Origin of the sequence: Sedimenticola selenatireducens DSM 17993 (assembly GCF_000428045.1) — a bacterium.
In the GTDB taxonomy this organism is placed as follows: Bacteria; Pseudomonadota; Gammaproteobacteria; order Chromatiales; family Chromatiaceae; genus Sedimenticola; species Sedimenticola selenatireducens.
On record NZ_KE386614.1, the window covers coordinates 71,344 to 84,394 of the forward strand.

Consider the following 13,051-nt stretch of genomic DNA (forward strand, 5'->3'; position numbering starts at 1 on the left):
CGCTCATTTTCGCCGTCCCTCCAGCAGTATCCACTCCTCCTGCTGTCGCGGCGGCTGCATGCTGAATGCGTCGGCGTAGGCATCACTGACCATCTGCGCCTGTTCGCTGAGAATGCCGGAGAGAATGATCCGGCCGCCCGGGCGGGTCAGCCGGGTCAGTATATCTTTCAGTTCGATCAGGGTGCCGGCCAGGATATTGGCCATCACCAGATCCACCGGATGCGTGGGTGGATGTTGGCTGTCGCAGAGTTGCAGTCGCTCAAGTACGCCGTTTTTCTCCGCATTGGCGGTGGTCGCCTGCATCGCTTGCGGGTCGTGATCGGTGGCGTAAACCCGCTTGGCTCCCAGCTTCAGCGCTGCCACGGCGAGGATTCCCGAGCCGCAGCCGAAGTCGATCAGCTCCAGTTGTTCCAGTGGCGTGTGGTCCAGCCATTGCAGACAGAGCGCGGTGGTGGGGTGGGTGCCGGTGCCGAAGGCGAGCCCCGGGTCCAGCTCCACGATGACGGCATCCGGCTGCTCGGGGCGCTTGCCCTGGGGGCAGATCCACAGGCGCTGTCCGAAGGGCATGGCGTGGAAGTTGTCCAGCCAGGCGCGCTCCCACTCCTGGTCTTCCAGCCGTTCCAGTTCCAGGGTGCGGGTGACATCGCTGTTGAGAGCCTGATTGATCCGTTGGCGCAGGTGATCGCTGTCGATGTGGCCCTCAAACAGACCGGTGACCCGGGTCTGCTGCCAGATTGGCAGTTCCCCGGGCTTGGGTTCCAGTAGCGGTTCGTCCTCCGCGTCCACCAGGGTGGTGGAGAGGGCGCCGAGGTTCTCGAACAGCAGTTCGATCAGTGGTGCCTGGTCTTTGCTGGTAATCAGATGGGCTTGTATCCAGGGCACGATCAACTCCAGTCGACGGGGCCGGTAATCCGGCTCCTAGATACCCAGTTTCTTTTCCAGGTAATGAATGTTGGCGCCACCCTTGGCGAATGCTTCGTCCTGCATAATCCGCTGCTGCAACGGGATGTTGGTCTTGATACCGTCCACCACCATCTCCGAGAGCGCCGTCTTCATGCGGGCGATGGCCGATGCGCGGTTCTCGCCATGGGCGATCAGCTTGCCGATCATGGAGTCGTAGTGGGGCGGTACCCGGTAACCATCGTAGATGTGGGTGTCCACGCGAATACCGGGACCCCCGGGGATATGCAAATGGGTGATGTCACCCGGGCTGGGCATGAAGCTGTCCGGGTCCTCGGCGTTGATGCGGCATTCCACGGCATGGCCACGGATCTGGATATCGGACTGCCGGTAGGCAAGCGCTTCGCCGGCGGCGATACGCAGCTGCTCCTTGACGATATCGACACCGGTGATCATCTCGGTGACCGGGTGCTCGACCTGAATCCGGGTGTTCATCTCGATGAAATAGAACTCGCCGTTTTCATACAGGAATTCGAACGTGCCGGCGCCGCGGTAGCCGATGCGACGGCACGCCTCGGCACAGCGTTCGCCCAGGCGATTGCGCAACTCTTCGGAGATGCCCGGTGCCGGCGCCTCTTCCACCACCTTCTGGTGCCGGCGCTGCATGGAACAGTCGCGCTCACCCAGATGGATGGCGTTGCCGTGGGTGTCCGCCAGCACCTGAAACTCCACATGACGTGGATTCTCCAGATACTTTTCCATGTAGACGGTATCGTTGCCGAAGGCGGCGCCCGCCTCGGCCTTGGTCAGGGAGATGGCGTTGAGCAGGGTTGCCTCGGTATGCACCACGCGCATGCCGCGCCCGCCACCACCACCGGCCGCCTTGATAATGACCGGATAGCCGATGTCGGTGGCCATTTTCAGGGTCTTGCGCTCGTCGTTGTCGAGCGGCCCGTCCGAGCCCGGGACGCAAGGCACACCCGCGGCCTTCATCGCCTCGATGGCGGTAATCTTGTCCCCCATCATGCGGATGGTTTCGGGTTTGGGGCCGATGAAAATGAAGCCGCTCTCTTCCACGCGTTCGGCGAAGTCGGCATTCTCGGAGAGGAAGCCGTACCCGGGGTGGATCGCCACGGCATCGGTTACTTCCGCGGCACTGATGATGGAGTGGACCTGCAGGTAGCTTCCGGCAGAGGGGGCGGGGCCGATGCAGACGGTTTCATCTGCCAGTCGGACATGCTTCAACTCCCGGTCTGCCTCGGAGTGTACCGCCACGGTCTTGATGCCCAGTTCGCGGCAGGCCCGCAGGATACGCAGGGCGATTTCGCCCCGATTGGCGATGACGATTTTTTCGATCATAGCGACAGGGGCCTTTATTCGACAATAAACAGGGGCTCGTTGTATTCCACCGGCTGGCCGTTGTCCACCAGGATCTGGGTGACTACACCGGACTTGTCACACTCGATCTGGTTGAGAATCTTCATCGCTTCGATGATGCAGAGCGTTTCACCCGCGCTGACATGCTGGCCGACCTCGACAAAGGGTTTGGAGGTGGGGGTGGGTGAGCGATAGAAGGTGCCGACCATGGGGGAGCGAATCGCGTGCCCCGTCAGTTCCGGCTTGGTTTCAGCCGTGGTCTCGTGCACCGGGGCAGGGTGCGCCGCCGCAACCACCTGGGGCTGAGGAGCCGCCATGCTCATGACGGGGGCGGTGGAGCTGACGCGGCTGATGCGCACCGACTCTTCCCCTTCGTGTATTTCGATCTCGGCGACATCGGACTCTTCGATGAGCTCGATCAGTTTTTTTACTTTTCGGATATCCATTGTGACTGTAAATCCTGGTTCAGTGGCTAGATGCTGAGACGCTTGAGGGCGGCGGCAAGTGCGAGTTCATAACTCTGCACCCCCAGTCCGCTGATAACGCCTTCAGCGATATCGGAAAAATAGGAGTGCTTGCGAAACGGCTCCCGTGCGTGGACATTGGAGAGATGCACTTCTATAAAGGGTATGCCCACTCCAAGCAGGGCGTCACGAAGCGCCACGCTGGTGTGAGTGAAGGCAGCAGGGTTGAAAATGATGTAGGCAATCTGCTCATCCCGGGCGCGGTGGATGCGCTCGATCAGCTCATGCTCGGCATTGCTCTGGGTAAAGGTGAGGTCATGCCCGGCGCCTTGGGTGAGGTGGATCAGCCGCTCTTCAATATCGGCGAGCGTGTCCCGGCCATACAGCTCCGGTTCCCGGGTCCCTAATAGATTCAGGTTGGGTCCGTTCAGTACCAGAATGGTCGCCATGCTTGTTTACCTGACAGGTGATGCGCGCTGCTGCTGCACATTTGAAGCTGCTGATGAATAAAATCGAACTGAACGCAAATTCTGACCGAGTAGAACCAGTTTGTCCAGATTTTACCGGAGATCACGCCAAGATCGGCGAAAATTAATAGCGAATTAAAAGACTTGCCGGGCTGGGCTGTGATGGGGGCCTCAATCGGCCAGGGCGTGTAGCGCATTTTAGCCTACAGCAGCGGCAGTAACTCTTTCTCCAGTACCTCGCGGTGCACCTCGCCTGCCTGGATAAAGCGGGTCTTGCCCTGGCGGTCGAAGATGGCGGTGAAGGGGAGCGAATCGAAGCGGTTGCCCATGCGGTTTGAGAGCTCAATCGCCTTGGTGTTGCCGATCAGGATCGGAAAATTGATGTCATAGACATCGACAAAATCCTGCACCATGTCGGGGTCATCAATGGCGATGCCGACAAACTGCACCCCTTTTTCGGCGTAGTTCTTCTGGGTCTCGATGAACAGCGGCATCTCCTTGCGGCAAGGTGGACACCAGGTAGCCCAGTAGTTCACCACCAGGACCTTGCCATCCCATTGGCCGCTTGCCTGCTGCTTGCCCTCCAGGTTGGGGAAACTGAATGCAGGCATCTGACTCTCGGCCTTACCGGTCAGCGTTGTTTTTGGCGGCTCCTGTTCACAACCGAGCAGCAGGACGAGACTGAGCAGGAGCAGTGGGAGGGTCAGGATGTAACGGATATTCATTGCAGGGCGTTCCTCACATGGCTGGAAAACTCATCGGGTCCCATAAAGCCGACCACGCGATAGCCTTTCCGTTCTTTCCCGTCCCGGCCATAGAACATGATGCTGGGTGGTCCGGGCAGGCCGAAGTGGCCCTGCAGCAGGGCCACGTCCTGTTCATCGTTGGCGGTCACGTCGGCCTGCAGCAGGACGGCATCGGCCAGTGCGGCGATCACCTTCGGGTTGCTGAAGGTGTAGCGTTCCATCTCTTTGCAGGAGACGCACCAGTCGGCATAGAAATCGAGCATCACCGGCTTGCCGGCGGCGCTGGCGGCCCCGACTTCACGTTGCAGGTCGGTTACATTCTTGATGCGCCTGAATTGCAGATGTGCGGCCTCACTGCTACCGCTGGCCGCGATCAGGCCACGCAGCGGCTGCACGGTATCCTTGCCGCCAGCCGCGGCACCGATCAACATCAGGGTGCCGTAAACCAGTACCACCACGCCGAGGCCTTTCCAGAGCCGGTCCCAGCCTGACGCCTCAACCGCCAGCTCCCGCAGGGCACCCATATAGATGGCGCTCACCACCAGCAGGATGCCCCAGAGCAGCATGGCGATTTCGGCCGGTAGTATCCGTTCCAGCAGGATGATGGCCACCGCCAGCATGCCGACTCCGAAGACCGCCTTGACCCTGTCCATCCAGCTGCCGGCCCGCGGCAGGTACTTGCCGGCCGAGGTGCCGATAATAATCAGCGGTGCCCCCATGCCCATGGCCAGGGCAAACAGGGCCAGGCCGCCGAGCAGGGCGTCACCGGTCTGGCCGATATAGATCAGTGCGCCGGCCAGGGGAGGGGCCACGCAAGGGCCGACGATCAGGGCGGAAAGGAAGCCCATGATCGCCACACCCACCAGGCTGCCGCCGGATTGCCGGTTGCTCCGTTCCGCCAGTTTGCTCTGCCAACGGCTGGGCAGTTGCAGTTCATAGAAGCCGAACATGGAGAGCGCCAGCAGGACGAACACCAGGGCGAAGAAGCCGAGAATCCATGGGTCCTGGAAGGCTGCCTGGAGATTCTGTCCGAACAGGCCCGCCAGCACGCCGGCTGCGGTGTAGGTCAGGGACATGGCCAGCACATAGACCACCGAGAGGACGAACGCCTTGCGCGTGGTGATGCTACTGCCCTGTCCGGCGATAATGCCGGAGAGGATCGGGATCATCGGGAAGACGCAGGGCGTCAGGGAGAGCGCCAGTCCCAGGCCGAAGAACAGCAGTATCACCAGCCAGGTGCTGCCCCCGGCCAGGGTAGAGGCTATCTCATCCAGTTCGGAAACGGGTTCCGCGGGCGCGTCTGTCGCACCCTCATCCGGTGTCTGGGTGGCGATCAGCGCCTGCTGGGCCTGCTGCAAGGGGGAGGCGGCTACTCCCTCCGGCAGGACCGGCAGGGCCAGGGACAGGGTTTTGCGGATCGGCGGATAGCAGACCCCGGCCTCGGCGCAGCCCTGATAACCCACCTGGAGTTCGACGTCCGTGGCGGCGGGGTTGCTGCGGATGAGTGACACCGGCAGATTGATCTCGTTGTGGTAGACCGGCAGATCGCCGAATGTCCCGTCGGGTCGTAATGCGTCCTGCTTGATCTCGGCGGGTGGGAGCTGGATCTGGCCGAGCTGCACGCCGTCGGTGGATTTCAGCTCTACGCTGATCTTGTCCTGATAGAGATAAGTGCCCGGGGCGATCTGCCAGATCAGGCGGATTCGATCTGCTTGCTCGACCGTTGCCGAGAGCTGGTAGGCCTGCTCCGGAGTGAGTATCTCGTCCTCCTCCTGCAGTCCCAGTGCCTGACCCAGGTTGCCCAGGGAAGAGAGCGCGGGAGCGGCCGGCGCTTCCTGGACAGCAGCGGCCGGGGGCAGGGTAATGGAGACGTTCTCCTTCTGCGGCGGGTAACAGAGGCCGGCATCGGCACAGCCCTGGGAGACCGTGGCCAGGACCAGCGAACTGCCCGCATCGGCGGCCCTCTGAATGGGAATTAGGACGGATACCGAGTTGCGGTACACCTCCATGTCACCGAAAAACTGGTCCTGCTTGATCTTTCCCGCCGGGAATTCGGCGTCGCCCAGGGTGATGCCAGGAGTCTGGCTGGTGATTTTGATCTTGCTGCGATAGAGATAGTAGCCGTCGACAATCTGCCAGGTGACCCGGATATTGTCAGCGTCTTCGGCCTGGGCGGTGAGTTTGAATGCCTGCTGTGGCAGCAGGTAGTCCGGTTCCGCCTGGGCCCCGGCAAATACCGGGAACAGCAGCAGGATCAGTAGCAGGAGCAGTGGGTTCAATCTTGTTGTTGTGTACATTCATCAATCCAGTGGAGATAAGCTGGCAGGCCCTGCTGTACAGGGACCGCGATGATCTCCGGAAGTTCATAGGGATGGAGGGAGAGAATGGCCTGTTGCAGATCCGGATAACGCGCTTGCGTTGTCTTGATTATCAACAGCCACTCCTCCGACGTCTCAAGCTTATCCTGCCAGACATAGACCGATTTTATCGGTGCCGTCATGCTGACGCAGGCGGCAAGTCGTTGTTCAACCAGATGGCCGGCAATCCGGTCGGCGCTAGTCTGGTCGGGACAGGTACAGTAGATCAAAAGCTTGTCCACGGGCATCTGCCGGAAGATACAGGATTGCCCGGTTGTGCGCAAAATGAAAAGTGGTTGCAGGGCGAGACTTCTTCAGTGAATTGAACTTTGCGTCAACCTCTGGCAAAGACGCCAAGAGCGCCACGATAACCTGGAGAAACTGCCCTGATATCACAACAGACCCTGGATTAGGCGATGAGCTGTTATTTACCCCGAGTTTTTTGACCTTTGAGTGCGCTGTATTCTTGCGAGAGTAATTCGGGCTACACGGCATGAGGCGATTCCCGGCAGGTGGTGGTCAGCTTGAATCGCGTAGATTCGGGGCGTAAGCTCTGCCCCCATGAATCCAATAGTCCTGCTTCTGCTGCTGTTTGTCGGAATTCCCCTGTTTGAGCTCTATTTCCTGATCGAGGTTGGTTCTCAGATAGGCGCCCTGCCGACCATATTTCTTACCGTTTTTACCGCGGTGCTGGGTGGATTGCTGGTCCGCTTGCAGGGCTTTTCCACCGCCATGCGGGTGCGGGCCGGGATGGACCGCGGAGAAGTGCCGGCCATCGAAATGCTGGAAGGGGTGGTGTTGCTGCTCAGCGGTATCCTGCTGTTGTTACCCGGATTTTTTACCGACTTGTTCGGTTTTCTCTGCCTGGTCCCGCCCATACGCCGTGCCATGATCGTCTGGTTCCTGAAACGTTCCGGGACCATGCGTCCCGCCCCGGGTGTCGATCCTGCGCAGCAACCCGGCGAGCATCGGGTGATTGAAGGCGAATATCGTCGGGATGATGACTGACCTGGAAGTTGCCGGACCGATCGGTGTTTTCGATTCCGGGATTGGCGGGCTGTCGGTACTGAAACATATCCGCCGGCTGTTGCCGGCGGAGTCACTCCTTTATGTGGCCGACACCGGCCATCTCCCCTATGGCAGCAAGCCGCCTGATGTGGTGCTCCGGCGTTCTGTGGCGATTAGCCGGTTCCTGGTGGAGCGGGGCGCCAAGGCCATTGTGGTGGCCTGCAATACCGCCACTGCGGTAGCGGTTGCCGAGCTGCGGCAACAGTTTGCGCTGCCGGTAATCGGCGTCGAACCGGGGCTAAAGCCGGGAATCAGTCGCAGTCGGGGCGGGGTGGTCGGGGTTTTGGCGACGGAAGGCACCCTGGGCAGTGAAAAATTCCGGCGCCTGGTCTCGGCTCATGGGCAACAGCGTCAGGTGATCGTACAGCCCTGCCCGGGTTGGGTGGAACAGGTAGAGTCGTGCACGTTTGATAGTGCCGGGGCACGTGAGTTGATTGCGTCCATCATCACTCCCTTGCTGCGGCAGGGTGTGGATACCCTGGTGCTCGGTTGCACCCATTACCCCTATCTGCGGCCGCTGATTCAGGAGCTGGCGGGACCGGAAGTGGAGATTGTGGATACCGGACCGGCAATTGCCCGGGAATTGCAGCGCCGCCTCGACCTTCTGGGATTGTTGACGGACAGTGCGGTCGCCGGCGACGAACGATTCTGGGTAAGTGGTGATGCCCGGTCGGCCGGATGGCAGTTTGCCCGGCTGTGGCGGCCTGGCTGTCTCTTGGAGCCACTGCCGGACAGCGTGAAATAACTTGTCAGAAACGCCTCAGCCGAGGAAACGATACCACCAGCGTCCCAGGTGTTCATGCAGCGCAAAGTAGCTGTTCAGAAATGCCTTGGCGTTGGGCAACCAGTCGTGGAACGAGGCCCGGTCAGCCGGCCCATGGGCAAACCCGGTTGGTGCCGGCTGCACCTCGATTCCGACTGCCTCGAATACATCCAGGGCGCGCAGCATATGCCAGGCATGGGTCACCAGCATGATCTTGCGAATGCCACGTCTGCTCAACAGCGGTTTGAGTGCCCGGGCTTGCTCCCGGGTGGTGCGGCTCTGCTCTTCCACGGTCAGCACTTTTGCGCCGAACTCCTGCTCCAGTAGCACCTTGGCAATCGCCGCCTCGCTGGGGCCGTTGCTGCGCGGGGTACCACCACTGGGAATCAGCGGCAGGCCGCTTTTGTGTGATAGCCAGGCGGCGTAACGCAGCCGCTCCAGAAACAGCGCATTGGCCGTGTCCTGATCGCCAAATTCCGGAGCCGATTCATGTCGGCCGGCGCCCAGCACCACGATGGCATCGGCGCTGGAACTGCGGATCTGGTCCTCGGTCAGTGCGGCAACCGTCTCCAGGCCGGCCATCAGCTGACCGGAAAAGTAAGGCGTCGATAGCAGATAGAACCCGGCCAGGGTGGCCAGCAGCAGCAGTTTGCCAATCAGTCGCCGGGCCAGAACCAGGCCGAGCAGTCCCAGTATTATCAGAATCCCCGGTGGCAGGACCAGTGTTTTCAGAGCCCAGACGATCTCCTGATTCATCATTACTCCTGGCTGTCGCGGTCGAGTAGCGGATTGGCCTGCAGGTCGGCGTGATAGGAGGAGCGCACCAGCGGGCCACTGGCCACATTGGCAAAGCCCATCGCCTCGCCCTGCCGGCGCAGGTCATCGAATTCCCGGGGTGTGACGAAGCGGTCAACCGGCAGATGGTCCCGGCTGGGCTGCAGGTACTGGCCCAGCGTCAGCATGTTGACCTGGTGCTCACGCAGGTCCTGCATCACGGTCAGCACTTCGTCAGTGGTCTCGCCCAGTCCCAGCATCAAGCCGGACTTGGTCTGTACATCGGGGTGGCGTTGCTTGAATCGGGCCAACAGATCGAGTGATCCCTGGTAGTCCGCGCCGGGACGGGCCTGGCGGTAGAGTCGGGGGATGGTCTCCAGATTGTGGTTGAACACGTCCGGCTGGGTCTCGGCGAACGCCTCCAGTGCTACGTCGATACGGCCACGGAAATCGGGTACCAGGATCTCGATGCGGGTGTCCGGGTTGCTGCCGCGCAAGGCTGTTATGCAGTCGACGAAATGCCCGGCGCCGCCATCCCGCAAATCATCCCGGTCCACCGAGGTGACCACCACGTAGCGCAACTGCATCGCCTTTACCGCCTCGGCCAGTTCTGCCGGCTCATGCGGGTCCAGCGGCAGCGGCTTGCCGTGGGCTACGTCGCAGAAGGGGCAGCGACGGGTGCAGATATCCCCCATGATCATGAAGGTGGCGGTGCCGTGGCTGAAGCACTCCCCCAGATTGGGACAGGCAGCCTCTTCACACACCGAGCTGAGTTTGCTCTGGCGCAGGATCTGCTTGATCTGGTTGACCCGCTCACCACTGGGCATTTTTACCCGAATCCAGTCCGGCTTGCGTGGCATCACGCGGGTCGGCTCCACTTTTACGGGAATCCTGGCCAGTTTTTCGCTGCCGCGCTGGTGGGTCTCGGGGGTGGCCCGGGATGGGGCGTTGTGGTCTTCGGCTTTACTCATGGGAAATGTTATCGCCTGTTGTTAGTTTGTTTTGTACCCTGTCTATATCATTCTGACAGGGTACTTTATTGTAGCCGAGTCGCCTTAAGATGTGGCGGGCCAGCCGGTTACCCACGGTAAACAGCGCCACCGGTTGCGTCAGGTCGCGCATCTGTACCACCTGTAGATCCGGATAGCCACAGGGATTGATGCGGCTGAACGGCTCCAGATCCATGTCAACATTCAGACTCAGGCCGTGAAAACTGCAGCCGTGCCGCACCCGCAGTCCCAGTGCCGCGATCTTGCAACCGTCCACATAGACACCGGGAGCGTCCGGGCGGGCCGCCGATGCAATCCCGAACTCCCGCAGCAGATCCACGATGCTCTGTTCGATCAGGGTGACCAGCTGGCGCACCCCCAGGCCGTAGTGTCGCAGATTCAGCAGCAGGTATGCGACCAGCTGTCCCGGGCCGTGGTAGGTGACCTGGCCGCCGCGATCCGTTCGGATGACGGGGATATCACCCGGGTCGAGCAGGTGCTCCGGCTTGCCGGCCTGTCCCAGGGTGAATACCGGTAGATGTTCCACCAGCCAGATTTCATCCCGGGTGGTCGCATCCCGGCTGGCGGTGAAGGCCTGCATCTCCTGCCACACCGGCTCATAGGGCTGCCGGCCCAGCTGCCGGATCAGCGGCGGAAGGGCGGGGCGGTTGCCCATCAGAGACTCATCACCACATCGTTATGATCGGTCAGATCGTAATAGATGGCGTCCAGCTGGGCCTTGCTGGTGGCCTGAAAGGTAATGGTGACGGACAGGTATTTGCCGTTTTTGCTGGTCCGGCTGCGGCTGGCGTCGGGCGTCAGATCCGGGACGTGGACCGACACGATCTCCATCACCAGCGCCTCAAAATCGGTATGGCTGGAGAGGCCCATGGCCTTGACGGAGAATTCGCAGGGGAATTCCAGCAGCGTATCTTTCTCTTGGTTCATGTCGCTCAGGATAGTATCCGGCCTGCCTGGAGCAGGGCCTTGTGTTCGCCGTAGAAGCCGGCCATACGGGTGTAAATGGGGCCGGGTGTGCCGTTTCCAACCGCTCTGCCGTCCAGTTCCACCACCGCCATCACCTCCTTGGTGGAACTGGTCACCCAGATCTCGTCGGCGCTGTCGAGCATCTGTTGGCTGATCTCTTTTTCACTGCAGGGCAGGGCGTGCTGTTGCGCCAGTTCCAGTACCAGGTCGCGGGTTATGCCGGGCAGCAGATGGTCGCTTTTCGGCGGGGTGATGATCTCGCCCGCCAGGACGATGAACAGATTGCTGGTGGCCCCCTCGGTGGCGTAGCCATTGCGGACCAGGATCGCCTCGGCTGCGCCGTGCTCCATCGCCTCACCGCGCAGCAGAACATTGGCCAGCAGGGTAATGGCCTTGATGTCGCAGCGTAGCCAGCGGTTATCTTCCAGGGTGACGGCTTTGATACCCGTCGCCAGGGCGGCGGCATCGGGATACACCGCCGGCTGGGTCATGACGAAGACGGTTGGAGCAATGCCGGTGGGGATGGCGTGGTCCCGTTTTCCGGTGGAGCCGCGCGTGATCTGCAGATAGATAGACTGGTCTGCGCCCGGCAGTTGCCCGATAAGCCGCTGCAGGATTGCCTGCCACTGTGCACGGTCCAGGGGATTCTGCATACGGATGGCATGCAGGCTGTTATCCAGGCGTTGCAGGTGGTGTTCCAGCCTGAACAACCGCCCCCCGTAACAGGGGATGACCTCATAGACCCCGTCGCCGAACAGAAATCCCCGGTCCATGACCGAGACCTTCCCCTCCTGGGGTGGCATAAAGTGCCCGTTGAGGTAGATTTCCGGTCGTGCCGCCTGCATTGTCTGGTCGTTCTCCCCTACTCCAGCCATAACAGGACGGTATCCTTGGCGGTCTGCAGCAGCCCCCCCTCGGCGATCGGGTCCAGCGCCACCAGGTCGTCCTCTACAATGGTCTCTCCGGCCAGGGCAATATTGACCTTGCCCAGCGGTTGTCCCGAGCTCACCGGGGCAATGATTTTTGGTTCAATGCGCATGCCGGCATTCAGATTCTGGTACTGCCCCCGGGGAATGGTGATATAGAGGTCCCGGGTCAGCCCCAGACGAAGTTGTTCCTGGCTGCCCTTCCAGACCCGCGTGCTGGCCAGTTTTTCGCCGGCACCGTAGAGCCGGTGGGTCTCGAAGAAACGAAAGCCGTAATTGAGCAGGGATTGGCTCTCGCTGGCCCGGGCATCCTCGCTGCTGGTGCCCATCACCACCGAGATGAGACGCATGCCATCTTTTTTTGCCGATGCCACCAGACAGAAGCCCGCTGCCTCGGTATGGCCGGTTTTGACGCCGTCCACCGCGTCATCGCGCCACAGCAGCTTGTTGCGATTGTGCTGCTTGATGTTATTGAAGGTGAATTCCTTGGTGGCATACCACTGATAGATATCCGGGAACTCCCGGATGGTGGCCCGGGTTACCCGGGCGATGTCCCGCGGTGTGGTGTAGTGCTGCTCATCCGGCAGTCCGGTGCTGTTGACGAAGTGAGTGTTTATCATTCCCAGACGCCGGGCGTGGTCATTCATCAGGTTGGCAAAGGTCTCTTCACTGCCGGCAATGTGTTCGGCCAGGGCAACGCTGGCGTCGTTGCCGGACTGGATGATCATGCCTTTAAGCAGATCCTCGAGGGCAATCTTTTTTCCGACCTCGATGAACATGCGTGACCCAGGGGTGCGCCAGGCTTTTTTGCTCACCAGCACCTGATCCTGCAGGGTGACCTGACCTGCCTGGATCTCTTTCATTACCACATAGGCGGTCATGATCTTGGTCAGGCTGGCCGGTTCAAGACGCTGTTCCGCATTGTTCTCTGCCAGTACATAGCCACTGTCAAAATCGATCAGCAGGTGACCGGTAGCCGCGACACCGGGAGGTGCAGGCACCGGGGCGGCGGTGACGGGCAGGACGAACAGGATGAGAAAGATAAGGCCGAAAAGGGTGAATAGATCAACTCTGGTGGTGCGTGCAAACATGGTAATCCTTGTCAGTTACTTGAACCTGAAGCAGCTAGAGACAGCGCAAAACAGGCGAGGTTCTGTCAGTTATCGGCTTATTCTAACGCGAATGACCGGCCAAAACCGCTGCCGATAGTGGATAGGTGGTACGTCCCGGCCT

At 60.7% G+C, this 13,051-nt stretch carries 16 protein-coding genes; 2 read left to right on the forward strand and 14 right to left on the reverse strand.

What is annotated here, in order from left to right; genetic code table 11:
• Positions 1–3: 3 nt before the first annotated feature.
• The 8 genes from prmA to cutA are packed head-to-tail and all read right to left on the reverse strand — an operon-like array spanning position 4 to position 6,559.
• Positions 4–882: a 50S ribosomal protein L11 methyltransferase gene (gene prmA / locus A3GO_RS0119020; protein ID WP_029134751.1), complete on the reverse strand. Its 879-nt coding sequence runs from the start codon at positions 880–882 to the stop codon at positions 4–6.
• A gap of 36 nt (positions 883–918) precedes the next feature.
• Entirely contained in the window at positions 919–2,259 is a 1,341-nt protein-coding gene (accC, locus tag A3GO_RS0119025; RefSeq protein WP_029134752.1) for an acetyl-CoA carboxylase biotin carboxylase subunit, read from the reverse strand.
• Between the two features lie 14 nt (positions 2,260–2,273).
• Positions 2,274–2,723, reverse strand: a complete 450-nt coding sequence (accB, locus tag A3GO_RS0119030; RefSeq protein WP_029134753.1) for an acetyl-CoA carboxylase biotin carboxyl carrier protein — start codon at positions 2,721–2,723, stop codon at positions 2,274–2,276.
• A gap of 26 nt (positions 2,724–2,749) precedes the next feature.
• Complete coding sequence (gene aroQ, locus A3GO_RS0119035; protein ID WP_029134754.1) at positions 2,750–3,190, reverse strand: type II 3-dehydroquinate dehydratase; 441 nt, start codon at positions 3,188–3,190, stop codon at positions 2,750–2,752.
• Complete coding sequence (locus A3GO_RS26285; protein ID WP_157606881.1) at positions 3,169–3,405, reverse strand: hypothetical protein; 237 nt, start codon at positions 3,403–3,405, stop codon at positions 3,169–3,171. The genes aroQ and A3GO_RS26285 overlap by 22 nt, the downstream gene beginning before the upstream one ends.
• Before the next feature lie 6 nt (positions 3,406–3,411).
• The gene (locus A3GO_RS24595) at positions 3,412–3,933 is read right to left on the reverse strand and encodes a TlpA family protein disulfide reductase (RefSeq protein ID WP_037376027.1); all 522 of its coding nucleotides are present in this window, start codon (positions 3,931–3,933) and stop codon (positions 3,412–3,414) included.
• Positions 3,930–6,251 carry a protein-disulfide reductase DsbD gene (locus tag A3GO_RS0119045; protein ID WP_029134755.1) on the reverse strand — a complete coding sequence of 774 codons (2,322 nt, stop codon included), beginning with the start codon at positions 6,249–6,251 and terminating at the stop codon, positions 3,930–3,932. Before A3GO_RS0119045 ends, A3GO_RS24595 begins: the two co-directional genes overlap by 4 nt.
• A complete protein-coding gene (cutA, locus tag A3GO_RS0119050) occupies positions 6,230–6,559 on the reverse strand; it encodes a divalent-cation tolerance protein CutA (protein WP_029134756.1) in 330 nt (109 codons plus the stop codon). Before cutA ends, A3GO_RS0119045 begins: the two co-directional genes overlap by 22 nt.
• 313 nt (positions 6,560–6,872) lie before the next feature.
• Here cutA and A3GO_RS0119055 point away from each other — a divergent pair, with 313 nt between their 5' ends.
• Together A3GO_RS0119055 and murI are read left to right on the forward strand one after the other, a co-directional pair.
• Positions 6,873–7,319, forward strand: coding sequence for an FxsA family protein (locus A3GO_RS0119055; protein WP_037376028.1), 447 nt, complete (start codon positions 6,873–6,875; stop codon positions 7,317–7,319).
• Positions 7,309–8,124, forward strand: a complete 816-nt coding sequence (gene murI / locus A3GO_RS0119060) for a glutamate racemase (RefSeq protein ID WP_245621790.1) — start codon at positions 7,309–7,311, stop codon at positions 8,122–8,124. The genes A3GO_RS0119055 and murI overlap by 11 nt, the downstream gene beginning before the upstream one ends.
• Before the next feature lie 15 nt (positions 8,125–8,139).
• Here murI and A3GO_RS0119065 read toward each other — a convergent pair whose 3' ends face one another.
• Genes A3GO_RS0119065 through A3GO_RS0119090 form a run of 6 tightly spaced genes read right to left on the reverse strand, consistent with a single transcriptional unit; the run spans position 8,140 to position 12,909 of the window.
• Positions 8,140–8,898: a YdcF family protein gene (locus A3GO_RS0119065; protein ID WP_029134759.1), complete on the reverse strand. Its 759-nt coding sequence runs from the start codon at positions 8,896–8,898 to the stop codon at positions 8,140–8,142.
• A gap of 2 nt (positions 8,899–8,900) precedes the next feature.
• A complete protein-coding gene (gene lipA / locus A3GO_RS0119070) occupies positions 8,901–9,887 on the reverse strand; it encodes a lipoyl synthase (protein WP_029134760.1) in 987 nt (328 codons plus the stop codon).
• On the reverse strand, positions 9,880–10,581 hold the full coding sequence (lipB, locus tag A3GO_RS24600; RefSeq protein ID WP_084610258.1) for a lipoyl(octanoyl) transferase LipB: 702 nt from the start codon (positions 10,579–10,581) through the stop codon (positions 9,880–9,882). Before lipB ends, lipA begins: the two co-directional genes overlap by 8 nt.
• Positions 10,581–10,853: a YbeD family protein gene (locus A3GO_RS0119080; protein WP_029134761.1), complete on the reverse strand. Its 273-nt coding sequence runs from the start codon at positions 10,851–10,853 to the stop codon at positions 10,581–10,583. The genes lipB and A3GO_RS0119080 overlap by 1 nt, the downstream gene beginning before the upstream one ends.
• Before the next feature lie 5 nt (positions 10,854–10,858).
• Positions 10,859–11,767 (reverse strand): D-amino acid aminotransferase, encoded by a 909-nt coding sequence (locus A3GO_RS0119085; RefSeq protein ID WP_245621791.1) that lies wholly within the window; start codon positions 11,765–11,767, stop codon positions 10,859–10,861.
• Positions 11,755–12,909: a D-alanyl-D-alanine carboxypeptidase family protein gene (locus A3GO_RS0119090; protein WP_029134763.1), complete on the reverse strand. Its 1,155-nt coding sequence runs from the start codon at positions 12,907–12,909 to the stop codon at positions 11,755–11,757. The genes A3GO_RS0119085 and A3GO_RS0119090 overlap by 13 nt, the downstream gene beginning before the upstream one ends.
• Positions 12,910–13,051 lie beyond the last annotated feature (142 nt).

Excerpts from the sequence above, each read along its gene's own strand:
- accC (WP_029134752.1), bottom strand. The coding sequence starts at position 2,259 with ATGATCGAAAAAATCGTCATCGCCAATCGGGGCGAAATCGCCCTGCGT.
- accB (WP_029134753.1), bottom strand. The coding sequence starts at position 2,723 with ATGGATATCCGAAAAGTAAAAAAACTGATCGAGCTCATCGAAGAGTCC.
- aroQ (WP_029134754.1), bottom strand. The coding sequence starts at position 3,190 with ATGGCGACCATTCTGGTACTGAACGGACCCAACCTGAATCTATTAGGG.
- A3GO_RS26285 (WP_157606881.1), bottom strand. The coding sequence starts at position 3,405 with ATGCGCTACACGCCCTGGCCGATTGAGGCCCCCATCACAGCCCAGCCC.
- A3GO_RS24595 (WP_037376027.1), bottom strand. The coding sequence starts at position 3,933 with ATGAATATCCGTTACATCCTGACCCTCCCACTGCTCCTGCTCAGTCTC.
- A3GO_RS0119045 (WP_029134755.1), bottom strand. The coding sequence starts at position 6,251 with ATGTACACAACAACAAGATTGAACCCACTGCTCCTGCTACTGATCCTG.
- cutA (WP_029134756.1), bottom strand. The coding sequence starts at position 6,559 with ATGCCCGTGGACAAGCTTTTGATCTACTGTACCTGTCCCGACCAGACT.
- A3GO_RS0119055 (WP_037376028.1), top strand. The coding sequence starts at position 6,873 with ATGAATCCAATAGTCCTGCTTCTGCTGCTGTTTGTCGGAATTCCCCTG.
- murI (WP_245621790.1), top strand. The coding sequence starts at position 7,309 with ATGATGACTGACCTGGAAGTTGCCGGACCGATCGGTGTTTTCGATTCC.
- A3GO_RS0119065 (WP_029134759.1), bottom strand. The coding sequence starts at position 8,898 with ATGAATCAGGAGATCGTCTGGGCTCTGAAAACACTGGTCCTGCCACCG.
- lipA (WP_029134760.1), bottom strand. The coding sequence starts at position 9,887 with ATGAGTAAAGCCGAAGACCACAACGCCCCATCCCGGGCCACCCCCGAG.
- lipB (WP_084610258.1), bottom strand. The coding sequence starts at position 10,581 with ATGGGCAACCGCCCCGCCCTTCCGCCGCTGATCCGGCAGCTGGGCCGG.
- A3GO_RS0119080 (WP_029134761.1), bottom strand. The coding sequence starts at position 10,853 with ATGAACCAAGAGAAAGATACGCTGCTGGAATTCCCCTGCGAATTCTCC.
- A3GO_RS0119085 (WP_245621791.1), bottom strand. The coding sequence starts at position 11,767 with ATGGCTGGAGTAGGGGAGAACGACCAGACAATGCAGGCGGCACGACCG.
- A3GO_RS0119090 (WP_029134763.1), bottom strand. The coding sequence starts at position 12,909 with ATGTTTGCACGCACCACCAGAGTTGATCTATTCACCCTTTTCGGCCTT.